The organism is Actinomadura monticuli, from assembly GCF_041463655.1.
In the GTDB taxonomy this organism is placed as follows: domain Bacteria; phylum Actinomycetota; class Actinomycetes; order Streptosporangiales; family Streptosporangiaceae; genus Spirillospora; species Spirillospora monticuli.
The window spans coordinates 80,314-102,778 of sequence record NZ_JAXCEI010000004.1; the positions used below are offsets into that span (position 1 = coordinate 80,314).

Annotated in this window: 24 protein-coding genes and 1 tRNA gene; 10 read left to right on the plus strand and 15 right to left on the minus strand. The window is 73.3% G+C overall.

Annotated elements, in window-relative coordinates; translation table 11 throughout:
- Window positions 1-30: 30 nt before the first annotated feature.
- Window positions 31-1,635 (minus strand): MFS transporter, encoded by a 1,605-nt coding sequence (locus SM611_RS09525; protein WP_371948848.1) that lies wholly within the window; start codon window positions 1,633-1,635, stop codon window positions 31-33.
- Window positions 1,636-1,645: 10 nt separating this feature from the next.
- Window positions 1,646-2,326: an LppX_LprAFG lipoprotein gene (locus SM611_RS09530; RefSeq protein ID WP_371948849.1), complete on the minus strand. Its 681-nt coding sequence runs from the start codon at window positions 2,324-2,326 to the stop codon at window positions 1,646-1,648.
- Window positions 2,327-2,481: 155 nt separating this feature from the next.
- On the opposite strand from SM611_RS09530, the gene SM611_RS09535 reads away from it, so the two are divergent.
- Window positions 2,482-2,555, plus strand: a tRNA-Ile gene (locus tag SM611_RS09535).
- 234 nt (window positions 2,556-2,789) lie between these two features.
- Here SM611_RS09535 and SM611_RS09540 read toward each other — a convergent pair.
- On the minus strand, window positions 2,790-3,563 hold the full coding sequence (locus tag SM611_RS09540) for an enoyl-CoA hydratase-related protein (protein WP_371948850.1): 774 nt from the start codon (window positions 3,561-3,563) through the stop codon (window positions 2,790-2,792).
- A gap of 65 nt (window positions 3,564-3,628) precedes the next feature.
- Here SM611_RS09540 and SM611_RS09545 point away from each other — a divergent pair, with 65 nt between their 5' ends.
- Together SM611_RS09545 and SM611_RS09550 are read left to right on the plus strand one after the other, a co-directional pair.
- Window positions 3,629-4,015 carry a DUF7715 family protein gene (locus tag SM611_RS09545; RefSeq protein WP_371948851.1) on the plus strand — a complete coding sequence of 129 codons (387 nt, stop codon included), beginning with the start codon at window positions 3,629-3,631 and terminating at the stop codon, window positions 4,013-4,015.
- 10 nt (window positions 4,016-4,025) lie between these two features.
- Window positions 4,026-4,319, plus strand: coding sequence for an MTH1187 family thiamine-binding protein (locus SM611_RS09550; RefSeq protein ID WP_371948852.1), 294 nt, complete (start codon window positions 4,026-4,028; stop codon window positions 4,317-4,319).
- A gap of 12 nt (window positions 4,320-4,331) precedes the next feature.
- Here the strand turns inward: SM611_RS09550 and SM611_RS09555 are convergent, their stop codons facing one another.
- The gene (locus SM611_RS09555; RefSeq protein WP_371948854.1) at window positions 4,332-5,060 is read right to left on the minus strand and encodes a neutral zinc metallopeptidase; all 729 of its coding nucleotides are present in this window, start codon (window positions 5,058-5,060) and stop codon (window positions 4,332-4,334) included.
- Between the two features lie 172 nt (window positions 5,061-5,232).
- Here SM611_RS09555 and SM611_RS09560 point away from each other — a divergent pair, with 172 nt between their 5' ends.
- Genes SM611_RS09560 through SM611_RS09580 form a run of 5 tightly spaced genes read left to right on the plus strand, consistent with a single transcriptional unit; the run spans window position 5,233 to window position 10,120 of the window.
- Window positions 5,233-6,033, plus strand: a complete 801-nt coding sequence (locus tag SM611_RS09560) for an ABC transporter ATP-binding protein (protein ID WP_371948856.1) — start codon at window positions 5,233-5,235, stop codon at window positions 6,031-6,033.
- Entirely contained in the window at window positions 6,030-6,875 is an 846-nt protein-coding gene (locus SM611_RS09565) for an ABC transporter ATP-binding protein (protein WP_371948858.1), read from the plus strand. The genes SM611_RS09560 and SM611_RS09565 overlap by 4 nt, the downstream gene beginning before the upstream one ends.
- Window positions 6,872-7,762: a branched-chain amino acid ABC transporter permease gene (locus SM611_RS09570; RefSeq protein ID WP_371948859.1), complete on the plus strand. Its 891-nt coding sequence runs from the start codon at window positions 6,872-6,874 to the stop codon at window positions 7,760-7,762. The genes SM611_RS09565 and SM611_RS09570 overlap by 4 nt, the downstream gene beginning before the upstream one ends.
- The gene (locus SM611_RS09575) at window positions 7,755-8,855 is read left to right on the plus strand and encodes a branched-chain amino acid ABC transporter permease (protein ID WP_371948860.1); all 1,101 of its coding nucleotides are present in this window, start codon (window positions 7,755-7,757) and stop codon (window positions 8,853-8,855) included. Before SM611_RS09570 ends, SM611_RS09575 begins: the two co-directional genes overlap by 8 nt.
- Window positions 8,852-10,120, plus strand: coding sequence for an ABC transporter substrate-binding protein (locus tag SM611_RS09580; protein WP_371948861.1), 1,269 nt, complete (start codon window positions 8,852-8,854; stop codon window positions 10,118-10,120). Before SM611_RS09575 ends, SM611_RS09580 begins: the two co-directional genes overlap by 4 nt.
- 120 nt (window positions 10,121-10,240) lie before the next feature.
- Here SM611_RS09580 and SM611_RS09585 read toward each other — a convergent pair whose 3' ends face one another.
- From SM611_RS09585 to SM611_RS09595, 3 genes are read right to left on the minus strand one after another with little or no spacing between them, the layout of a single operon-like run.
- Window positions 10,241-11,059: an ABC transporter ATP-binding protein gene (locus SM611_RS09585; RefSeq protein WP_371948862.1), complete on the minus strand. Its 819-nt coding sequence runs from the start codon at window positions 11,057-11,059 to the stop codon at window positions 10,241-10,243.
- The gene (locus SM611_RS09590) at window positions 11,060-12,109 is read right to left on the minus strand and encodes a FecCD family ABC transporter permease (RefSeq protein WP_371948863.1); all 1,050 of its coding nucleotides are present in this window, start codon (window positions 12,107-12,109) and stop codon (window positions 11,060-11,062) included.
- Window positions 12,106-13,152 (minus strand): FecCD family ABC transporter permease, encoded by a 1,047-nt coding sequence (locus tag SM611_RS09595; RefSeq protein ID WP_371948864.1) that lies wholly within the window; start codon window positions 13,150-13,152, stop codon window positions 12,106-12,108. Before SM611_RS09595 ends, SM611_RS09590 begins: the two co-directional genes overlap by 4 nt.
- A 100-nt stretch (window positions 13,153-13,252) precedes the next feature.
- Between SM611_RS09595 and SM611_RS09600 the strand changes: the two genes are divergently transcribed.
- Both SM611_RS09600 and SM611_RS09605 read left to right on the plus strand, forming a co-directional pair.
- The gene (locus SM611_RS09600; RefSeq protein WP_371948865.1) at window positions 13,253-14,281 is read left to right on the plus strand and encodes an ABC transporter substrate-binding protein; all 1,029 of its coding nucleotides are present in this window, start codon (window positions 13,253-13,255) and stop codon (window positions 14,279-14,281) included.
- Window positions 14,282-14,292: 11 nt separating this feature from the next.
- Window positions 14,293-15,123, plus strand: a complete 831-nt coding sequence (locus SM611_RS09605; RefSeq protein ID WP_371948866.1) for a siderophore-interacting protein — start codon at window positions 14,293-14,295, stop codon at window positions 15,121-15,123.
- A gap of 27 nt (window positions 15,124-15,150) precedes the next feature.
- Here the strand turns inward: SM611_RS09605 and SM611_RS09610 are convergent, their stop codons facing one another.
- The 8 genes from SM611_RS09610 to mbhE form a co-directional block, all read right to left on the minus strand.
- Window positions 15,151-15,360, minus strand: coding sequence for a DUF397 domain-containing protein (locus tag SM611_RS09610; protein ID WP_371948868.1), 210 nt, complete (start codon window positions 15,358-15,360; stop codon window positions 15,151-15,153).
- Window positions 15,357-16,157 carry a helix-turn-helix domain-containing protein gene (locus tag SM611_RS09615; RefSeq protein ID WP_371948870.1) on the minus strand — a complete coding sequence of 267 codons (801 nt, stop codon included), beginning with the start codon at window positions 16,155-16,157 and terminating at the stop codon, window positions 15,357-15,359. Before SM611_RS09615 ends, SM611_RS09610 begins: the two co-directional genes overlap by 4 nt.
- Window positions 16,158-16,443: 286 nt before the next feature.
- Window positions 16,444-16,773 carry a monovalent cation/H(+) antiporter subunit G gene (gene mnhG, locus SM611_RS09620; protein WP_371948871.1) on the minus strand — a complete coding sequence of 110 codons (330 nt, stop codon included), beginning with the start codon at window positions 16,771-16,773 and terminating at the stop codon, window positions 16,444-16,446.
- Window positions 16,770-17,045 carry an MrpF/PhaF family protein gene (locus SM611_RS09625; protein ID WP_371948872.1) on the minus strand — a complete coding sequence of 92 codons (276 nt, stop codon included), beginning with the start codon at window positions 17,043-17,045 and terminating at the stop codon, window positions 16,770-16,772. Before SM611_RS09625 ends, mnhG begins: the two co-directional genes overlap by 4 nt.
- On the minus strand, window positions 17,042-17,590 hold the full coding sequence (locus SM611_RS09630) for a Na+/H+ antiporter subunit E (protein WP_371948874.1): 549 nt from the start codon (window positions 17,588-17,590) through the stop codon (window positions 17,042-17,044). The genes SM611_RS09625 and SM611_RS09630 overlap by 4 nt, the downstream gene beginning before the upstream one ends.
- Window positions 17,591-17,604: 14 nt before the next feature.
- Complete coding sequence (locus SM611_RS09635) at window positions 17,605-19,125, minus strand: Na+/H+ antiporter subunit D (RefSeq protein ID WP_371948875.1); 1,521 nt, start codon at window positions 19,123-19,125, stop codon at window positions 17,605-17,607.
- Window positions 19,122-19,550 (minus strand): Na(+)/H(+) antiporter subunit C, encoded by a 429-nt coding sequence (locus tag SM611_RS09640; protein ID WP_371948876.1) that lies wholly within the window; start codon window positions 19,548-19,550, stop codon window positions 19,122-19,124. The genes SM611_RS09635 and SM611_RS09640 overlap by 4 nt, the downstream gene beginning before the upstream one ends.
- Window positions 19,547-22,336, minus strand: coding sequence for a hydrogen gas-evolving membrane-bound hydrogenase subunit E (gene mbhE, locus SM611_RS09645; protein ID WP_371948877.1), 2,790 nt, complete (start codon window positions 22,334-22,336; stop codon window positions 19,547-19,549). The genes SM611_RS09640 and mbhE overlap by 4 nt, the downstream gene beginning before the upstream one ends.
- Between the last annotated feature and the right edge of the window lie 129 nt (window positions 22,337-22,465).

The following is a 22,465-nucleotide window of genomic DNA, read 5'->3' on the forward strand; positions in this document are numbered from 1 at the left end:
CCCGGGGAGCGCCATCCCGGCAAGAGGCATTCAACCTTCTTTACCGAGGATATTCCCGAGTTCGTCTATCGGCACATCGCCGCTGGCCGAATCATTTCCCAGTTCACGCCCGATATGCCCGGTTGATGACCGATTTAGGTCATCCTCCCGGCCCGGGGCGGGAGGTCGCCGCGCCCCCACCGCCAGCGCCAGCAGCGCCCCCAGCGCGCACACCCCCGCCGTGATCCAGAAAATCTCCTGGTACTCCGTGCGCAGCGCGTCCTGAAGGGCCGCGTTGTAGACCTCCATCTCCCGCGCGAACTCGTCCTTCGACATCAGGAACGGCAGCGGCGGCTTCAGATCCGCCGTCAACGCGTGGAACCGGTAGAACCCCCACGCCGACAGCGCCGACACGCCCAGCAGCATCCCCATCATCCGCGCCACGACCACCGCCGCCGACGCCACCCCGTGCCGCCCCGCCGGGACGAACGCCAGCACCGCCGACGACACCGGCGCGATCACCAGGCCCAGCCCCAGGCCGGTCACCACCAGATCGACGTCCATCCGCGGCAGCGGCCCGTAGGAGGCGCTCGCCAGATCCGCCGGCCAGCCCGCGATCAGCAGATAACCCACCGCCGACACCGCCATGCCCGCCGCCATCGGCACCCGCTCCCCCACCCGCCGCGCGACCAGTCCCCCGGCCACCGCCGCCACCGGCAGCGCCACCAGGAACCTCGTCAGCAGCAGCGCGCCCTCCGTGGTGTCCTTGTGCAGGACCGTCTGCGCCACCAGCACCACGTCCACGAGCGTCACCATCAGCGCCGCGCCCGACAGCAGGCTCACGCCCAGCGTCGCCAGCAGCGGCAGCCGCCGCACCCCCGAAAGATCCAGCAGCCGCGTCCGCGACCTGACCTCCCACACCACGAACACCGCCAGGACGGCCACACCCGCGCCCAGCACCGGCACCCCCCACGACGGCAGCGCCGACTCCTCCGGCTCCGGGTTGTACACCGCCCCCACCAGCAGCCCCAGCCCCAGCGCCAGCAGCAGCCCCCCGACGACGTCCACCCCCGGCCGCGGCCCCGCCCCGCGCCCGCCCGGTACCGCGACCTGCACCGCGACCATCGCCGCCGCCACCAGCGGCACGTTGATCCAGAAGATCGCCCGCCAGTCCAGCGCCGCCGCGACCCCCGCCCCGTACAGCGGGCCGAGCACACTCCCGAGCTCCTGCGCCGCCCCCACCGCGCCCAGCACCACCGGACGCTGCCGCTCCTCCCACAGATCCCCCGCCAACGCCATCGTCACCGGCAGCAGCGCACCCCCCGCGATCCCCTGCACCACCCGGCCCGCCGTCAGCACCGGCACATCCTGCGCCAGCGCCGTCACCACCGACCCCACCGCGAAGAACACCAGGCACGCCTGCAGCAGCGGCCGCCGCCCGAACCGGTCCGACAACTGCCCCAGCAGCGGCATCGCCGCCACATACCCCAGCAGGAACCCCGTCAGGACCGGCGTCACCCGCTCCAGCCGGTTGATCGGAACCTCGACGTCCTTCACCATCGGCACCAGGACCGTCGTCACCACATAGGCGTCCAGCGCCGCCAGCAGCACCACCGCGCCGCCCGCGCCGATCGCGACCCGGCGCCTCACCCGCACCCCCGCCGCCCTACTTCGGCGCGCTGATCTTGTACGCGGCGTCGAACTCGGTGAACGAGATCACCACCGCGCCGCCCCCCGGGAACGCCCCCCGCACCTTCACCAGCCGATGATCGGCCCGCCGCACCCACACCTGCCCGTCCATGTCCTCGCCGATCCCCGGAATCAGGCCCGCGATCTGCGCCTTCGGCAACTTCGCGCCCACCCGGTACGCCTCCGCGCCGTCCACCTTCTCCACCGCCTGCGCCACCGGCGCCTTCGCCGACGACAGCAGCATCGGAATCCCCCGCCGCGGATCCAGCACCGCCGACGGGTCGTACACGCTCGCCGCCAACGCCTTCGGCAGCTTCCGCCAGCCGCCCGTCCCCGCGTCCAGATAGATGCTGTCCCCCAGCGCGACGACCTTCATCTCCACATTCTGGCCCTGCTGCTCGATCGTCAGCGTCCCCTGCGCGTCCCCGCTCCTGAGCAGCTTCATGTCGCCGCCCTTCACGATCACCGGCGTCTTGCCGTCCGACTCCAGCGAGAACCCGACACTCTTCAACGCCCCCATCGCCTGCGCCGCCCGGCCCAGCGTCTGCGCCGCGTCGAAATCCGCCTTCTTCGCCGGCTCATCAGAGCCGCCACCGCACCCGCCGGCCACCGCCAGCGCCAGCAGAACAGGAACGAGAACGAGCATGCGTCTGGACATACGCGGGACCCTACCGACCAGTCACCACACCCGTCACTCGCCTCCGGGTATGACATCCCCCCGCCAAAAGGAGGACATCCCCACACCCCCCGCGCCGCCCCGCCGCTAAGATTGCACCCGGCGAAACCCCCACCGGCAACCGGGGGAACGGCCTCGGGGCGGTAGCTCAGCTGGTCAGAGCAGAAGACTCATAATCTTCCGGTCGCGGGTTCGAGTCCCGCCCGCCCTACGGCGATGGGCCACCCATGTCCGCGGAGAGCGCGGACCTTGTCGCCTTCGGCATTCCTTCCGGGGGGCGACCCCCGGACCCCCGATGTGGGGGCTCCGCCCCCACGCCCCCTCCCGGCTCAGGGCCGCGCGCACCCTCAACACCCACGGGGCTGATGTCCTGGGGCTCCGCCCCTCGCCCCCTCCCGGCTCAGGGCCGCGCGCACCCTCAACACCCACCGGGCGCTGTGGGGGGTCAGGCGGGCCAGGTGGGGTGGCGTTTCTCCAGGAAGGCCGTCATGCCCTCCTGGGCCTCGGGGGTCTGGCTGGACGCGGCCATCACCTCGATCGCGTAGGCGTAGGCGTCCTGTTCCGGGCGGTCGAGTTGGGCGTACATGGCCTGTTTGCCCAGGGCCTTGCTGCGGGGGCTGCCCTGGGTGGCGCGGGTGAGGAGGTCGTTGGTCGTCTTCTCGAGGTCCTCGTCGGGGACGGCGTAGTTGATCAGGCCCCAGTCCGCGGCGGTCCTCGCGTCGACGATCTCGCCGGTGAGGGCCATCTCGGCGGCCCTCTTGCGGCCGATGTTGTGGGAGATCGCGACCAGTGGCGTGTGGCAGAACCAGCCGCCCTTGCCGCCGGGGGCCGCGAAACCCGCGCTCTCGGCGGCGACCGCCAGGTCGCAGCTGGCGACCAGCTGGCAGCCGGCGGCGGTTGCGAGGCCGTGGACCCGGGCCACCACCACCTGCGGCACCGACTGGATCGTCCGCATCAGGTCCGTGCACACCTGGAGCAGGTCGCGGACGTCGGCGTGGGAGGCGCCCGCCATGTCCGCGAAGTCGTGGCCGGCGGAGAAGACCGGGCCGTTCGCGGCCAGGACGACGCCGCGGGCGTCCGTGGCGCCCACCTCGGCGAACGCCGCCGTCAGATCCTTGAGGAACGCCTTGGAGAGCGCGTTGCGGCGTTTCGGACGGTTCATCGTGATCGTGGTGAACGGGCCGTCGCGCTGAACCAGGACGTCTTTGTCATCGCTCATGCTTTGAACGTTATGTCAGACCCCCCTCGTACGGTTGACGGGTCCGAGGACCGAGGGGGTTTGCCTTGAAGCTGCTCACCGCGACCAACGCCGGCCAGGGATTGCGCGACAACGACTTCGACTGGTGCGTCGAGGGGGAACTCGTCCACATCGGGACGGTGTGCGCCCGCGACCGGGGCGACCCGGACGGCGGCTGCGGCTGCGGCCGGTCGTTCGCCGGGCTCAACTCGCACCGGGCCACGACGACCGCGATGGTCCGGGACATCCCCGGATTCGACGAGGCCGACTACGTCCTGGCGATCAGGTCCAGCCTTGAGCAGCAGGGCTGCGACCCCTCGTTCGCCGAGCACGAGGCCGCGCTGCTGCGGTGCCTCGTGCGCGACTGGCCGGTGGGGGCGATCGTCGAGCGGCGGCTGGATGAGATCGTGGTGAGGCAGGTCGTCCAGCCTTAGGGGGTGCACGATGCTCGTCGCGTTCTCGGTGACGCCGCTCGGTACGGGTGAGGAGGTCGGCGAACTGGTCGCGGAGGCCGTCCGGGTGGTGCGGGAGAGCGGGCTGCCCAACCGGACCGACGCCATGTTCACCACGATCGAGGGCGAGTGGGACGAGGTCATGGCCGTGGTGAAGGCCGCCACCGAGGCGGTGGCGGCCCGTGCGCCCAGGGTCGGGCTCGTCGTGAAGGCCGACATCCGGCCCGGGGTCACCGGCGCCCTCGACGCCAAGGTCGAGTCCGTGGAGCGCCACCTCAGCCGGTGAGCCGGTCCCGCGTCAGCGGAAGCAGGCCCGCACGCCGCTCTCGCCGCCGCGCGAGAAGCTGCGCAGCCGCTGGACGGCCGAGCCGTGGTCGCCGGGCTTCGTCCAGGGCGCCTTGTCGCCGATGACCTGGAAGGCGTCCACGAGCTCCTGCTCGTCGCCGGGCTCGAACCGCAGCGTGCCGTCGCCGGCCGACCCGTAGAGGACCGCGCCGGCCAGGCAGTCGGCCTGCAGTTCGGCGGCGGGCGAGACCAGGCCGCGCTGCAGCCGGGCCTGGACCGCGTGGCCCCACTCGTGCGCGATCACCAGGTAGACCCACGCGTCGCCGCGGGCGTAGCCCGAGCGCATCAGGTGCGCGTCCCACGCCACATAGTCGCCGGACGGGCAGTAGGCCGCGTTGTCGCGCGTCAGGCGTTCCTTGCCGCAGCGCGGCGCCCGGCGGGGGTCGCGCCCGTCGTAGAGGCCCACGACGCGCGGTGAGCTGTAGGCGCCGGTGAACAGCTCCGTCCAGTGCCGCCGCCAGAACTCGTCGGTGGTCGACGCCGCGGTGCCCAGGTCCTCCTGGAACCCGGTCTCGTCGAACGCGGCCTGCGCGCCCCGGGGCGCGGGGGCCGCGGTGCGCTGCGCGGCCGGACGGGCCTGACCGGGCGGCGGCCGCAGCTCGAACTGGCACGCGCCCGTCAGGGCGAGCGCCGCGGCGACGGCAGCTCCGGTACGCCATCGCCGCCGAAGATTCTCCCTCATGACGGGACATACGCACGCGCGCGCCCGGAGGGTCGAACCGCGCCGCGGCTGTGCTCGCCGCACAACCCGAACGTCGTTCGATTGGACCCCCGCCACGTCTTGCCCGCGGCATGTGGACGCAGGTCGCGGGCCCGTGCTGGGCTGCCCGCCACACGAACTTCTGGAGGGGCGAATGTCGAACGGGACCCTCGCGGTCCGCGATCTCTCGGTGAGCTACGGGCGGGCGGTGCGGGCCCTGCGCGGTGTCTCGTTGGACGTCCCGGCGGGCTCGGTCACGGCCGTGCTCGGCGCTAACGGGGCGGGCAAGACGACGCTGCTCCGGGCGATCTCCGGCACGCTGCCGTTCCACCGCGGGGCGGTGGACACCGGCGCGGTCCGGCTCGGCGACCGGTCCCTCGTCGGGCTGCACCCGGCCACCGTCGTGGCGGCCGGGGTCGTGCAGGTGCCGGAGGGGCGGCGGGTGTTCGGCCGGCTCAGCGTCGAGGAGAACCTGCGGGCGGGCGCGCTCGGGGCGCCCGGCCGCGGCGCGGCGGCCAAGGCGCACGGGCGGGTGCTGGAGCTGTTCCCGGTGCTCGCCGAGCGGGCCCGGCAGCGGGCCGGGCTGCTGTCCGGCGGCGAGCAGCAGATGCTCGCGATCGGGCGGGCGCTGATGGCGTGCCCGTCGGTGCTGCTGCTGGACGAGCCGACGCTCGGCCTCGCGCCGCTGATGGCCGAGCGGATCGCCGAGACCGTCCGGGAGATCAACCTGCAGGGCACCGCGATCCTGCTGATCGAGCAGAACGCCGCGCTGGCGCTGGAGCTGTCGTCGACCGCGCACGTGCTGGAGGTCGGCGCGGTCACGCTGCACGGGCCCTCGGCGGACCTGGCCGCGAGCGACGAGGTCCGGCGGCGCTACCTGGGCGTCGGCGGCGAGGAGGACGGGGGCGGCGACGATTCGGTGCCGCCGCCCTCATTGGAGCGGTGGGCCGGATGAGCGAAGCGAAGCGGGGGGCGTGGGGGGTCGACCCCCCGCAGGAGACGGGCGCGACCGAGTTGGTGGTCGAGGGGCTCACGGTGCGGTTCGCGGGGCTGACCGCGCTGGACGGGGTCGGGTTCACCGTGGCGGAGGGCAGCGTCCACGCGGTCATCGGGCCGAACGGTGCGGGCAAGTCGACGTGCTTCAACGTGCTGTCCGGCGTGTACCGGGCGAGCGAGGGCAGCGTCCGGTTCGGGGGCGCGGAGCTGACCGCGCTGCCGCCGCACCGGATCGCCGGCCTCGGCGTGGCCCGGACGTTCCAGAACATCGCCCTGTCGCGGCACCTGTCGGTCGAGGACAACCTGATGCTGGGGCGGCACCGGCTCACCAGGGCCGGGTTCGCGTCGGCGGGGCTGCGGCTGCCGCGGGCGCGCCGCGAGGACGCCCGGCACCGGGCGCGGGTCCGGGACATCGCCCGGTTCGTGGGCGTCGACGAGCATCTGGCGGCGCCGGTGGGCCTGCTCCCGTACGGCGTCCAGAAGCGGATCGAGCTGGCCCGCGCCCTCGCGATGGAGCCGCGGCTGCTGCTCCTGGACGAGCCCGTCGCCGGGATGAACGGCGCGGAGCGCAGGCGGATGGCCGAGGTGATCGGGCGGGTCCGCGCCGACCTCGGGGTCTCGGTCCTGCTGGTGGAGCACGACATGGGCATGGTCATGCGGCTGGCCGACGAGGTGACCGTCCTCGACTTCGGCCGGCGCATCGCGGGCGGCGAACCGGCGCGGGTGCAGCGGGATCCGGCCGTGATCCGCGCCTATCTCGGCGCCGCGCACGCCGCCGCGGATTCGGAGGGAAACCCTTGAGCACGTTCATCGAGCTGGTGGTCAACGGGGTCTCGGCGGGGTCGGTGTACGCGCTGATCGCCCTCGGCTTCGTGATCATCTTCAAGGCCACCGAGGTGGTCAACTTCGCGCACGCGTCGCTGCTGCTGGTCGGCGGCTACGTGACGGCGGTCCTGCACGACGACATCGGGTTCCTGCCGGCGCTCGGCGCGGGCGTCGCCGCGGCGGCCGTCGCGGGCGCGCTGGTCGAGGTGCTGGTCCTGCGCCGCGCCCGCGTCGAGAACCACGCGGTCCTCGCGATCGTCACGATCGGCGTCGACATCGTGCTGACGACCGCGCTGACGCGGGAGATCGGGTCGCAGGTCCTGTCGATGGGCGACCCCTGGCGGGACCAGATCGTGCACGTGGGGGGCGTCGGCATCGCGCAGACCCGGATCGCCGCGTTCGCGGTCGCGTCCCTGCTGATCGCGGCGTTCCTGCTGGCGTTCCGGTACACCTCGTGGGGCGTGGCGATGCGGGCGGCGGCCGAGGACGGCGAGACGGCGGCGCTGATGGGCGTCCGGCTGACCCGCGTGTCGCTGGCCGCGTGGGCGATCGCCGGGGCGCTCGCGGCGGTCGCCGCGCTGTTCCTCACCGTGTTCCCCACCCCGGGCCTGGACCGCAGCACGTCCTTCGCGGCGATGAAGGCGTTCCCGGCCGCGATCCTCGGCGGGCTCGACTCCACGACGGGCGCGCTCGTCGGCGGCCTCATCGTCGGGCTCACCGAGTCGCTGGCGACCGGCTACCAGGGCGACCTGGCGTTCATGGGGCGCGGCATCGGCGAGGTGGCGCCGTTCCTGGTGATGCTGCTGGTGCTGCTGGTCCGCCCGGCCGGGCTGTTCGGGACGAGGGAGCTGTCGCGTGTCTGAACGTCCGCTCCGGGCGGCGGCGGCCCTCGGGGGAACCCTCGTGCTGCTCGCCCTGCCCTTCTACCTGGACGCGTTCTGGCTCCAGACCGGCCTGTTCGCGATGTCGGCGGCGATCGGCGCCATCGGCCTGAACCTGCTGACCGGCGCGACCGGGCAGCTGTCGATGGGGCACGCGTTCTTCCTCGCGGTCGGCGCCTACGGGTACGTGTACCTGGCGTCCGACGACGGGCCGCACGTCACGGGCCTCGGGCTGCCGACCCCGCTGGCGTTCCTCGGCGCGATCGTCCTCGCCGGCGTCGCGGGCGGCCTGTTCAGCCCCATCGCCGGACGGCTGCGCGGCGTCTACCTCGGCATCGCGTCCCTCGCGCTGATCTTCATCGGGCAGCACGTGCTGTTCAACGCCGAGACGGTCACCGGCGGGTTCAACGGCCGGGACGTCCCGCCGCTGGAGCTGGCCGGGTTCCGCTTCGACGACAGCCCCGAGCTGGTGCTGTTCAACGTGCCGCTCGGCGCGCTGGAGCGGCTGTGGTTCCTCGCCGTCCTGCTGCTGATCCCGGCGGCGTGGATCGCGCGCGGCATCCTGCGCGGCCGGCCGGGACGGGCGATGAACACCATCCGCGACCACGAGACGGCGGCGGCCGTGATGGGCGTGCCGGTGGCGCGCTACCGGGCCGGGGTGTTCGTGCTGTCGTCGATGTACGCGGGGGCGGCCGGGGCGCTGCTCGCGCTGGTGTTCCGGCGGACCGTCCCGGACTACTTCGGCATGTTCCTGTCCCTGGACTACCTCGCCATGATCGTCATCGGCGGGCTCGGCACCGCCGGAGGGGCCGTCGCGGGCGCGGTGTTCGTGTCCGTCCTGCCCCAGCTCCTCACCCGCTTCGGCGACGACCTTCCGCTCGTCGCCGCGCCGGGCTCCGGCGGGGTCTCCCCCGCCGAGGCCGCCCGGATCCTGTACGGCGCCGCCGTCGTCGCCGTCGTCCTGTTCCTTCCCGGCGGCCTGACCGGGATGTGGCCGCGGCTGCGCACCGCCGCGTCCCGGCGCCGGGCCGCCCGTCCCCTCACCCGACTCGAACAAGAGGAGCAACCCACATGAACCGAACGGCACGCCTCACGGCGGTCGCCGCCCTGGCGCTCGCGCTGCCGCTGAGCATGGCGTCCGGGTGCAGCGGCAAGGCGACCGGCGAGTCCGGCGGCACCGGCAAGGACGGCGTCAAGACCGGCCCCGGCGTCACCGACGACACCATCCGCGTCGGCGTCGAGACCGACCTGACCGGCGTGTACGCGCCGCTCGGCAAGAGCCTCACCCAGGCGCAGCAGATGTACTTCGAGCAGGTCAACGAGCAGGGCGGCATCTGCGGCCGCAAGATCGAGCTGGTCGTCCGCGACCACGGCTACGACGTGCAGAAGGCGGTCGCCGGGTACAGCGAGATGCAGTCGAGCGTCATCGGCCTCGCCCAGTTCGTCGGGTCGCCGATGGTGACGGCGCTCAAGCAGCGGATCACCGCCGACAAGATGTTCGTGATCCCGAACGCGTGGGCGACGACGCTGCTCGGCAACAAGTACATCCAGGTCACCGGCACCACCTACGACGTCGACATGATCAACGCGCTGGACTTCCTGACCGAGGAGAAGGGGATCAAGAAGGGCGACAAGATCGGGCACGTGTACTTCGAGGGCGACTACGGCGAGAGCGCGCTCGCGGGCTCGAAGTACGCGGCCGGGAAGCTGGGCCTGACGATCGTCGAGCAGAAGATCAAGGCGACCGACAACGACATGACCGCGCAGGTCTCGGCGCTGAAGGAGGCCGGGGTGGCGGCCATCCTGATGAGCGCCGGGCCGAAGCAGTCGGCGTCGCTCGCGGGCGTCGCCCGCAGCAAGGGGATCACGGCGCCGATCGTGGCGAGCAACTCGGGGTTCTCCCCGCAGTTGCTGCAGACCGCCGCCGCGCCCGCGCTGCTCAAGGGCTTCTACCTCGCCAGCGCCGGCGCGCCGATCTCGTCCGACCTGCCCCTGGTCAAGAAGCTGGCGGACGACTACGGCAAGAAGTACCCGGGGCAGCCGCGCGACAGCGCCGTCGTCAACGGCTACACCGGCGCCGTGATCTTCGCGGACGCGCTGAAGAAGGCGTGCGACGCCAAGGACCTCACCCGCGAGGGCCTGATCACCGCGCACCGGACGACGACCGCGCACGACGGCGGCTACGGCACCCCGATGGACTTCTCGAAGGTGGACGAGCCGGGCACCCGCCGGACCTACATCCTGCGGACGGACGCCAAGGCGCTCGGCGGCATGGTCGTCGAGCGGGAGCCGCAGGAGTCCGAGGCGGCCGAGACCTACAAGGTCCCGTCCGGGTCCTAGGGCTCCTTGCGCGGATGAGCGGCGATCCGGTCGAGGGCGGCGAGGCCCTCGGCCGGTGGCCCGTACAGCGCGAGCGGCGGGGTCGTGAGGTTGCGCTCGGACTCCGCCGCCGCGCCCGGTTCAGGCCGGGGCGGGCACCCGGTTCCGCGCGGCCGGGACGACGAGCGGCATCCCGGTCTCCGGGCAGCCGATCACCCGGCACGGCAGCCGGAACACCTCCTCGACCAGCTCGGACGTCACGACCTCGGACGGGCCGCCCGCCGCGACGATCCGACCGTCCCGCATGGCGATCATGTGCGTGGCGTACCGGGCGGCGTGGTTGAGGTCGTGCAGGACGGCGACGACCGTGCGGCCCTGCTCGTGCAGCCGCGCGCACAGGTCCAGGACCTCGATCTGGTGGGCGATGTCGAGGTAGGTCGTCGGCTCGTCCAGCAGCAGCAGCGGGGTCTGCTGCGCGAGCGCCATCGCGATCCACACGCGCTGCCGCTGCCCGCCCGACAGCTCGTCCACATGCCGGTCGGCGAGGTCGGCGACGCCGGTCGCGGCCATCGACTTCGCGACGACCCGCTCGTCGTCCCGCGACCACTGCCGCAGCAGGCTCTGGTGCGGGTACCGGCCGCGCGACACCAGGTCGGCGACCGTGATGCCCTCCGGCGCGATGGACGACTGCGGCAGCAGCCCGAGCGTCCGGGCGAGCTTCTTGGCGGGCCAGTCCGCGATGGGCCGCCCGTCGAGCACGACCGCCCCGTCCGCCGGCTTCAGGATCCGGGCGAGCGCCCGCAGCAGCGTCGACTTGCCGCACGCGTTCGGGCCGACGATGACGGTGAACGACCCGTCCGGGACGGCCACGTCGAGGTTCTCGGTGATGGTGCGCTTGTCGTAGGCCAGCGTCAGCCGGGCGCCGGTGAGCCGCGCGCCGGTGGCCAGAGAGTCCTTCATTCAGATCCGTCCCGTCTTGCGTTGGGTCACGAGGAGCCAGACCAGGTATCCGCCGCCGAGGAGGCCCGTCACGACGCCGACCGGGAGCTGGTGCCCGGGGAAGGCGCGCTGCGCGACCCAGTCGGCGGCCACCAGCAGCGCCGCCCCCATGCACGCCGAGGGCAGCAGGTTCGGGCCGGTGGTGCGGGTGAGGCGGCGGGCGAGCTGCGGCGCGGTCAGCGCGACGAACGCGACCGGCCCGGCCGCCGCCGCGGCGAGCGAGGTGAGCAGCACGGCCGCGGCCAGCATGACCAGCCGGACGCGCTCGATGGGGACGCCGAGCGCGTGCGCGGCGTCGTCGCCCATCTCCAGCATCCGCAGCGCCCGGCCGCAGCCGACCATGACGAGGGGCCCGAGGACGGCGAGCGCGGCGAGCACCGGCGCGGCGTCCGCCCAGTCGCGGCCGTCGAGGCTGCCGGTCAGCCACAGGACGGCGCGGGCGGCCTCGGTGATGTGCGCCTGGGTGAGCAGGTAGCCGTTCACGCCGGTGAGGATCGCCGCGACGCCGATGCCGACGAGGATGAGCCGCTGCCCGTGCGCGCCGCCCCGTCCCGCCACCGCGTACACGGCCAGGCCGGTGAGCAGCCCGCCGCCCGCCGCGCCGGCCGCGACCGCGGCGGTGCCGCCGCCGGTCAGCACGATGACCGCGAGGACGCCGCTCGCCGCGCCCTGGCTGAACCCGAGGATGTCGGGGCTGCCGAGCGGGTTCCGGGTCAGCGACTGGAAGATCGCGCCGCCCAGGCCGAGCGCGGCGCCCACGGCGAGCGCCGCCGCCACGCGCGGCAGCCGGATCTGGTTGACGATCAGCGAGTCGGCGGGGGTGCCCCGCCCGAGCAGGGTGCGGACGACGTCGGGCGGGCTCATCGGGAAGTCGCCGCTGCCGATGAGGAGCACGCCCGTCCCGAGCGCGACGGCGAGGCAGACCGCCGCGACGGCGAACGCGCGGGGGCGGAAGCGGAACGACGGCCCGGCCGGGGTCCGGACGACGGCGAAGTGCGGCGCGCGGCTCACGACGCCGCCGCCCTGCTCAGCGGGCGCCGGACGAAGTACAGGAACACCGGCCCGCCCGCCACGACCATCACGATGCCGACCTGCAGCTCCGACGGCCGGACGGCAACGCGCCCGAGCACGTCCGCCGCCAGCATCAGCGCGGGCGACAGGATCGCGCAGAACGGGAGCAGCCGCCGCAGGTCGGGGCCGGTCAGCGCGCGGACGAGGTGCGGCACCATCAGCCCGACGAAGATGATCGGGCCGCACGCCGCCGTCGCCGCCCCGCACAGCAGGGTGATCGCGGCGATCGCGGCGATCCGGGCGCGGCCGGGGTCGGCGCCGAGCGCGCGGGCCGCGTCATCGCCCATCGCCATCGCGTTGAGCGGGCGGGCGAGCAGGAGCGCGAGCGCCAGCCCCACGGCGACGAACGGCGCGACGCGGACGACGGTGTAGTTCTGCGCGGAGGCGAGGGAGCCGACCGTCCAGAAGCGCATCCGGTCGAGGGACGCCGTGTCGAGCAGCTGCACCGCGTTCACGTAGGAGAACAGCGCGGCGTTCAGCGCGGCCCCGGCGAGCGCGAGCCGGGCCGGGGTGGCGCCGCGCCCGCCGCCCACCGCGTAGAGCAGCACCGCGACCGCGCCGGCGCCCGCGAACGCGAACCACACGAACCCGGTGAAGGACGTGATGCCGAGGAACGAGATCGCCGACACGACGGCCGCCGCGGCGCCCGCGTTGATGCCGAGGATGCCCGGGTCGGCGAGCGGGTTGCGGGTGAGCGCCTGCATCACGGCCCCGGCCAGCCCGAGCGCCGCCCCGGCGAGCAGCCCGAGCAGCGTGCGCGGCAGGCGCATGTCGTGGACGACCGTGTACGCCGCCGAGCCGGGGTGCAGCAGCCCGTCCCACGCCTCCCCGGGCGACAGCGGCTTGGCGCCGACCGCGAGGCTCAGCACGACGGCGGCCAGCAGGAACAGCAGCCCGCCGAGGAGTCCCGCCGCCTGCCACGGGCCGCGCCGCGCTCGCGCGGGCGGCCGCTGCGCGAGCGGCGGCGGCATGGTCGACAGCACCTGGCGGCCCCCCTCTGGACAAGATCTTAGGTTAGGTTAACCTAAGTGCCGCCGGGCCGACCATCCGGCAGACAGATATTGATTTTGGGAGAAAGACCGCATGTCGAACACCGGTGTCCGTCACCTCACCCGCCGCGCCTTCCTGGGCGCCGGCGGCGCCGTCGCCCTCGGGGCCCTGATCAGCGCGTGCGGCGGTGACGGCGGCGCCGACGGCACCGCGTCCCCCGGCGGCGGCGCCTGGACGTTCACCGACGACCGCGGCACGAAGGTCGACCTCGCGAAGCGCCCGCAGCGGGTCGTCGGCTACGTCGCCACCGCCGCCGCCCTCTACGACTTCGGCATCGACGAGCAGCTCGTCGGCGTGTTCGGCCCGACGAAGCTGAAGGACGGCAGCCCCGACCCGCAGGCCGGGAACCTGCCCGTCGACCGGCTGGAGATCATCGGGAACGCGTTCGGCGAGTTCAACATCGAGAAGTACGCCGCGCTCCGCCCCGAACTGCTCGCCGACAACATGTTCCTGCCGGGCGAGCTGTTCTACGTGCCCGCCGAGAGCAAGGACAAGATCTACGCGCTGGCGCCGAGCGTCGCGATCTCCGCCGGGTCCGTGGCGCTGCCGAAGCCGATCGAGCGGACCGCCGCGCTCGCCGCCGCCCTCGGCGCCGACCTGAAGTCGGCGAAGGTCACCGCCGCCAAGGCCCGGTTCGAGAAGGCCGCCGAGGCGGTGCGGGCGGCGGCCAAGGCCAAGCCGGGCCTGAAGGTGCTCGCCGCGTCCGCGAGCCCCGACCTGTTCTACGCGTCCAGCCCGAACATGAACACCGACCTCATCTACTACAAGGAGCTCGGCGTCGACCTCATCGTGCCGGACAAGCTCGACAAGAACGGCTACTTCGAGAACCTGAGCTGGGAGAACGCCGACAAGTACAAGGCCGACCTCATCATGCTCGACTCCCGCACGCAGGCGCTCCAGCCCAAGGACCTCGGCTCCAAGCCGTCCTGGAAGGACCTCCCGGCGGTGAAGGCCGGCCAGGTCATCGCATGGCAGCCGGAGCCCCGCTTCTCCTACGAGGGCTGCGCGCCGCTCCTCGAAGCGGTCGCCACCGCCCTGAACTCCGCGAAGAAGACCGGCTGAAAGGCGGCGCGATGACGACCCCGGCCCACCCGTACGCGTTCTTCGACCTGCACGTCCTGCGGTCCGAGCGGCTCGGGCCGTCCATGGTCCGGATCACCTTCGGCGGGACGGACCTGGACGGCTTCGCCACCGCCGGGCGCGACCAGCGCTTCAAGCTGTTCCTCCCGCACCCGCACCAGGACGCGCCGGTCATGCCGGAGGACAGCACCGGCGACACGTGGTTCGCCGACTGGCGGGCGCTGGACCCGGCCGTGCGCGGGATCATGCGGTCCTACACCGTCCGCGACCACCGGCCCGGCGAGCTGGACGTCGACTTCGCGCTGCACGCCGACAGCTCCTCCGGCCCGGCCGCCCGGTGGGCCGAGGCGGCCCGCTCGGGCGACCGCGTCACGATCCTCGGCCCGACCGGCCCCGACAACGGCGGCTACGACTTCCGGCCGCCGCCCGGCGCCCCGGTCGTCATCGCCGGCGACCTGACCGCGCTGCCCGCCATCGCCGGGAACCTCGCCTGGCTGCCCGCCGGGGCGTCCGCCCAGGTCTGGATCGACGTCCCGCACGCCGACGACCGGCAGGACCTCCCGACCGGCGCCGACGCGGACATCACCTGGGTCTCCCCCGGCACGCTGCTGGACGCCGTCCGCGGCGCGAAGATCCCCGGCGGCGCGTACGCGTGGATCGCCGGCGAGTCCACCGTGGTCAAGGCGCTGCGCCGGCACCTGGTGAAGGAGCGCGGCCTCGACCGCCGCGCCGTCACGTTCACCGGCTACTGGCGCCGAGGCGCCACCGAGGAGGACATCCTCGCGGAATTCGAGGCCGGCGGCAGCCCCGCCACCGAGGAGTAGGTCAGCGCAGAAGCGGGACGCGGCGGGTCAGCGCAGGTCGAACCCGCCGCTCTTCGCATGCTGCGCGAACGCTCGCCATTCAGCGGACGCGAAGAGGAGCTTGGGCCCGTCCGGATCCTTGGAGTCCCGAACCCCGACCGCGGCGGCAAGCCCCGCCACCTCGACGCAGTCACCACCGGTGTTGGTACTCCGACTGCTCTTCCGCCACTGCAGCTGCGACTGATCACCGATACTCACAGGTCCTCCAAGATCGCGTGAAGCAGCTTCAGGGTCTCTCCGGTAGGCAACGCTACGCCCCTGATCAAATCGAAAACTAGCGCATATGCCCGCACAGCGCCCGCCCGCTCGATCAGTTGGCCGCTCATGTGACCCTCTACGTAGGCGACATCAGGGTCGTCTTCGAATCTGAGCAACGTGAAAGCACCGGGGAGACCGGCATAGGCCCCTGTGGCACTCGGGACGATCTGCAGTGTGACGTTGAGGCGGTCGGAGAGATCGATCAAGTGCTGTATCTGGCCGCGCATGACCTCCGCTCCCCCGACGGGCCTCCTAAGGGCGTACTCGTCGAAGACCACGACGGCATGGCAGGGGTCCTCGCCTTCAAGGATCGCCTGGCGAGCCAGCCGCGTCGCAACGAGCTTCTCGGTTTCTTCGGGTGTCCGGCCCGTCTTCAACTGCTCGCATGCGTACTCCCGCGTCTGGAAGAGGCCGGTCACAGCCATTGCCTCGAACTTATGGATCACCCGCGCCGCCGCCTCGCGCTGGAGGAATTCGGCGAAGCCGGGCGGGAGGAGGTGGAGGTGGCCGACGCGCTGGATCCATTCCCAGATTCGAAAGAATGTCCCTTTCGTCTCGAAGAACGTGTCGCAGTCCTTCGCGAAGTTCTCGGACGGCGGGCTGTCACCCCGCTCCACCTGACCGATCCGCTGGGGCGAGTAACCGAGCTTGGCGGCGAGCTGCGGGCAGCCCAGACCTGCCATTTCGCGGTGTGCGCGCAGTTCGGCGCCGAAGTATTCGACGGGGGTCTTCGGCACTCCGAGCTCGCGGGGACGGCGGGGCATCATCGCCTCCGGGGGGGGGTGAAGGGGCGGTGGTTCCGGTCGCGCGAGACGAGTGTCGCCACCTGCCGTCCCGCTCCTTCTCGACCCTAGAGCGATTACGGTGAGCCGTGAAGCAATTACCCGAAGGAAGCAATTCACGAAGACGGATTGCAACCACTACGTCCCGAAATGTGTTCCCGACCAGCACCATGGCGAATAGGCGTCCCAGAGCAAACTGATCCCCGCCGCGGGCGGCCCACGGGCAGGTGCCCGCGCCCGGTCAGGTCGTGCGGCCGGTCTCGTCGAGGGTGAGGGTGGCGGGGTCGACGACGCCGGAGCGGTAGGCGGCGCCGGCGATGGTCTGCGCGGTGACCGGCGCGGTGATCAGCTGGAAGACGGCGACCAGCAGCAGCGGGGTCGCGGACGACACCGAGCCGGTCCGCGGGGCCAGCCCGGCGAGGACGAGCAGCAGCCCGATCGTCTGCGGTTTCGTCGCCGCGTGCAGCCGGGTGAGCAGGTCCGGGAACCGGAGCATGCCGAGCGCGCCCACCGCGCAGAACCCGGCCCCGGCGAGCAGCAGCACGGCGCTCACGACGTCTGCGGCGCTCATGCCCGCTCCCGCCTCTCCGCCCGCGCCGCCGCCAGGCGCGCCGCGCTGACCGACCCCACGAAGCCCATCAGCGCGATCACCACGAGGACCGTGGCGTTCGCGGTCTCGTCGACGACGGCCGTGTGCACCGCAATGCCGCTCACCAGCAGGACGGCCAGGACGTCCAGCGCCATGATGCGGTCGAACGTGGAGGGGCCGCGGACGAGCCGCGCGCCCGTCATCAGGAACGCGGCGCCCAGCAGCGCCAAGGCCGCGGCGTAGACGATGCTCATCGGTCCTCCCTGGTGGATTCGGTGTCTTCGGCGGTCACGAGGGCGCGCATCAGCCGCTCCTCGGTGCGGAGCACGCCGTTCCGCGCGCCGTCCGCCTCCCGCTGGGAGCGGACGGGCATGGCGTGGATGTGCAGGACGTGCCGGTCCCAGTCGGGGTCGACCAGGAGGGTGCCGGGGCGCAGGGAGATGCTCGTCGTGACGGCCAGCAGGATGAGCTCGGAGCGCGTCCGCGCGTCCACCTCGACGATCGCGCCGCGGACCCGCCGCGGCCGGTAGAGGGCGTGCCATCCGATGACGAGGCTGGAGACGAGCAGGTCCCAGGCGAACTCCAGGACCGCCGCGGCGAACCACAGCGGCCGGACCCGCCTGATCGACGGGGTGGCGGGCGTCCGGGTCAGCACGGAGACGGCGGCGACGGCGACGGCGCCGCCGGCCGCGATGAGGGCGTCGGCGCGTCCCCACAGCAGCAGCCAGACGGCGAACAGCCAGACGACCATGACGAGCCTGGACCCGGCGCGGCGCACGGTTCCGCCTATTCCGCTCATTCCGCTTATTTCGCTCATTTCGCTCCCGCGTCCAGGACGGCGTGCCGGTAGGCGTTCCGGTCCACGAGATCGCTCGCGGCGTGCCGGCTCCAGGACGCGAGCGGACCGGCGACCGCGGCGACGAGCAGCCCGGCGATGACCAGCACGGCGGTGACGGCCTGCATGAGCCGAACGCCGCCCGGCGTGTAGGACTCGGACGCGGGCGGCTCGCCGGCCTCCGCCGGGCGGGGGCGCCAGAACCCGAGCGTCCAGATCCGGGTCATCGCCATGAGGGTGAGGACGCTCCCGAGCACGGCCACGCCCGTGACGGCGTAGGCGAGCACGTTCCCCGACCCGACGCCCGCCTGGAACAGCGCGAGCTTGGCGACGAACCCCGAGGTCGGCGGCACGCCGCTCACGCTCATGGCGGGGACGAAGAACAGCACGGCGATGAACGCCGACAGGCCGGCCAGCCCGCCGAGCCGGTGCAGCGACGTCTCCCCCGTGAGGCCCTGGATCAGGTCGCTGGCCAGGAACAGCGTCGCCTGTACGACGATGTGGTGGACGAGGTAGAGGATCGCGCCGGTGAGTCCCGCGACGTCGAACAGGGCGAGGCCGAACAGCATGTAGCCGATGTGGCCGACGAGGATGAACGAGAACACCCGGTGGATGTCGTCGTGCGTCAGCGCGCCGAGCGTCCCGACGATGATCGTCACGGCGGCGAGGACGAGCATGACCCAGGAGGCGTCGTCGCGCGGGAACACCAGCGTCTCAACGCGGATGATCGCGTAGACGGCGGCCTTCGTCAGCAGCGCCGCGAACACCGCGGTGATCTTGGTGAGGGCGGCGGGGTAGCTGTCGGGCAGCCACAGGTGCAGGGGCACGATCGCGCCCTTGATGCCGAACACGACGAGGAACAGCAGGGCGAGCGCGGTGCGGGTCGCGCCCGGCAGGTCCGCCGCGCGGGCCGACAGCTCGGCGAGGTTCACCGTCCCGGCCGCCGCGTAGGTCAGGCCGAGGGAGGTGAGGAAGAGGATCGAGGACGTGAGGCTGACCACGGTGTAGGTCATCCCGGCCCGCACGCGCTCCCGGGTCGGCGTCAGCGTCATGAGGACGTAGCTCGACGCGAGCATGACCTCGAACGCGACGAAGAGGTTGAACAGGTCCCCGGCGAGGAAGACGAGACAGACCCCGGCCGTCAGCGTGAGGTAGGCGGGGTAGAACACGCCGGGCTCGTGCCCGCCGAGCCCGCCGGCGCCCTCCCCCACCGCGTGCAGCATGATCGCCAGAAGCACCGCGCTGGACACCACGAGCAGCAGCGCGGAGAGCCGGTCGACGACGAGGGTGATGCCGAGCGGCGCCGCCCAGCCGCCCGCCTGGACGGCGAGGACGCCGTCCCGGGCCACGGCCGCGACCAGCGCGGCGCTGGCCGCGACGACGCCCGCGGCGGCCAGCGGGCCCAGCACCCGCAGCCAGGTCCGCCGCCGGCGCGCGAGCAGCGCCAGCGCCGCGCCGAGCAGCGGCAGCACGAACGGCAGCGGGACCAGGACGTTCATGCGCCGTCCTCCCGCCCGGGGTGCTCCTCTTCCAGCGGCGTGGTGGCCGGCGCCTCGTCGCGGCGGCGGCGCTCGGCGCCGATCCGGCGGTCCTCGACGTCGTCGGGGACCTCGTCGCCGCCGCTGAGCTGCCGGCTCCGGTAGGCCAGCGCCAGCAGGAACGCCGTGACGCCGAAGGTGATCACGATCGCGGTCAGCGCCATCGCCTGCGGGAACGGGTCGACCATCCGCCCCGGCCCCTTGGAGCCGAGCAGCGGCGGGGTGCCGGCGCGGCCGCCCGCCAGCAGGAGGACGAGGTTGGCGCCGTGCCCGAGCAGCGTGAAGCCGACCACGATCCGGATGAGGGACCGCTGCATCAGCAGGTCGAACCCGGCCGCGAACAGCACGGCGACCGCGACGACGAGGACGAGTCCGGGCCCGGTCACGTCGGCTCCTCCGCCGGGATCTCCGGTTCCTCCAGGCTCGCCCCGAGGGTGGTGAGGATCATCAGCACCAGCCCGAGCACCAGCAGGTAGACGCCCGCGTCGAAGATCAGGTTGGTGGGGACCTCGACATGGCCGAGCACCGGCACCGTGCCGCCCAGGTGGTGCGAGCCGAGGAACGCGCCGCCGTCCGCCCAGCCGCCCGCGCCGGTCGCGACCGCGATGCCGAGCCCGGCGCCGAGCAGGGCGGCGGGCCGGACGGGCAGCGCGGCGGCGAGCGCCCGCCGCCCGCCCGGCAGGTACCGCAGGACGAACGCCATGCCCGCGACGAGGCCGCCCACGAACCCGCCGCCCGGACGGCCGTGCCCGGCGAAGAACAGGTACACCGAGAAGATCAGGATCGTCGGGGTCAGCACCCGCGACGCCGCCCCCAGCACCACCGGGGAGCCGCCCAGCGGCGGCCGTCCCGGCGCGGCGAGCCATCGGCTCCGCCGCCCGTCCCCGTCCCGCCCGCCGGGCCCGCCCCGCCGCACCCCGGGCGCGGCGAGCACCAGGCTGGCGACGCCCATCGCGGTCGCGGCCAGCACCGTGATCTCGCCCAGCGTGTCGAGCGCGCGCAGGTCGACCAGGATCAGGTTCACGACGTTCTTCGTGTGCTCCTGCGCGGCGAGCCGGGTGTAGCCGGGCCCGTCCGGCTCGGCGGTCCGGCTCAGCGACGCGACCATCAGGAACAGCCCGACGAACCCGCCCATGCCGAGGCTGATCGCGGCGGTCGCGATCCGGGCGCGGGCCAGGCGCAGGCGGGGCGGGAACCGCTCCGGGAGCCGCCGCAGCACCAGCACCAGCATGATCAGCGACAGCGTCTCCACGACGACGAGCGTGAGCGCGAGGTCGGGCCCGCCGTGCACGATGAACAGGCCCGCCGTCCCGTAGCCGGCGCCGGACAGCAGCACCACCGCCGACAGCCTGCCGCGCACCCACGTCGCCGCGACCGCGCAGGCGACCACGACCGCGGACAGGACGAGCTGCATCGGATCGTCCCAGGCCCGCGGCCCGCCCGCCGGCCACCCCGGCCCGGTGCCGCGGACCAGCCCGGCCACGAGGGCCGACCCGGGCACGGCCAGCACGGTCAGCGCGATCACGCCGAGGTACACCGGCAGGGAGCCGGTCTGCAGCCGCCGCGTCACCGCGTGCGCCCCCGCCATGGTCCCCTCGATCACGGCGTCGTAGGCGCGTTGCGCGTCCGGGAGCCGGGCGGTCGTGGAGCGCCCCGGGAACGTCCGGCCGAATGCCCCGTACAGTCCGGCGCCCGCCACCAGGGCGAGCGCCGACAGCCCGAGCGGCACGCCGAGCCCGTGCCAGACCGCGAGCTTGTAGTCGTGCCCGCCTCCGAGCGTCCCGGCGTAGGGGCCGATCAGCTTCTGCAGCGCCCCCGGGACGAGCCCGGCGGCGAATCCCGCGGCGGCGAGGACCACGACGGGCACGACGAGCCCCCAGGGGTCGCGGGGGCCCTCGTCCGTCCCGCCGGAGAAGGCGCCGTGGAGGAACCGCACGCCGTACGCCACCGTCAGCGCCGACCCGGCCACCACCCCCACCAGGACGGCGATGTCCAGGCCGCCGTGGGCGAACGCCTCGAACGCGGCCTCCTTCGCCACGAACCCGAGGAACGGCGGGATGCCGATCATGGACGCGATCGCCGCCGCCGCCGCGACCGCCAGCACGGGCAGCCGCCGGCCCGCCCCCGCCAGCCGGTCCGCGTGGCGGGTCCCCGTGGCGTGCTCCACGACGCCGACCGCGAGGAACAGCGGCGCCTTGAACAGTCCGTGGGCGAGCAGCAGTGCCGTACCGGCGAGCGCCGCCGTCCGCGTCCCGTTCCCCAGCAGGACGATGAGGAAGCCGAGCTGGCTGATCGTCCCGTACGCGAGCAGCCGCTTGAGATCGTCCTGCCGCAGCGCGATGGCGCCGCCCACCAGCAGGCTCAGCAGCCCCACCGCCAGCACCAGGGGCCGCCAGGGCGCGACCCCGGCGAACGCCGGCGCCAGCCGCGCCACCAGGTACACGCCGGCCTTCACCATCGCCGCCGCGTGCAGGTAGGCGCTCACCGGCGTCGGCGCCACCATCGCCGCGGGCAGCCAGGCGTGCAGCGGAACCTGCGCGGACTTGGCGAACGCCCCAAGCAGCACCAGCACCACGCCGACCCGCGCCGCCGTGCCGCCCGGCGGGTCCGCGACCAGCGCCGAGATCCGGTACGTCCCCGCGGCCTGCCCGAGCGTCACGAACCCGACCAGCATGACCAGCCCGAACGCCGTGGTCGTCAGCAGCGCCTGCGTGGCCGCGCGCCGGTCCGCGACCCGGTCCGGGCGCGTGTGCCCGATGAGGACGAACGAGCTCAGCGTGGTCAGTTCCCAGAACACGTACAGGACGAGGAGGTTGTCGGCGAGCACCAGGCCCGTCATCGCGCCCGCGAACGCGACCAGCGTCCCGGTCATGAGCCGCTCGGACCGCTCGAAGTACCAGCCCGCGTAGCAGAGCACGACGGCCCCGACCCCGCCGACCAGCAGCAGCATCACGATGGCCAGGGCGTCCAGCCGAAAGTCGAACACGAGCCCGAGGTCGGCCGCCCAGACGACGGTCGTGTCCAGGGTCCCGCGCCCGGCCCGGGCCGCCGCCCAAACCGCCGTCGCCGCGGGCAGCAGAGCCGCGGCGCACGCCATCACGCGCCGGTGCCGCCCGAGCGCCCAGGGCACGCCGACGGCCACGACGGCATAGATTCCGACCAGCGCCAGCATGCCGCCCGCAGCCCCCTCCCACCGTCGCAGGCGATCTACCCGGTGGACGTCCCCGAAACGGCGGACGCCGTCCGGACACGCGGCCGCACAGCCAGGCATGACGACCCGCTCGCGCGCCCGGTTCCCCAC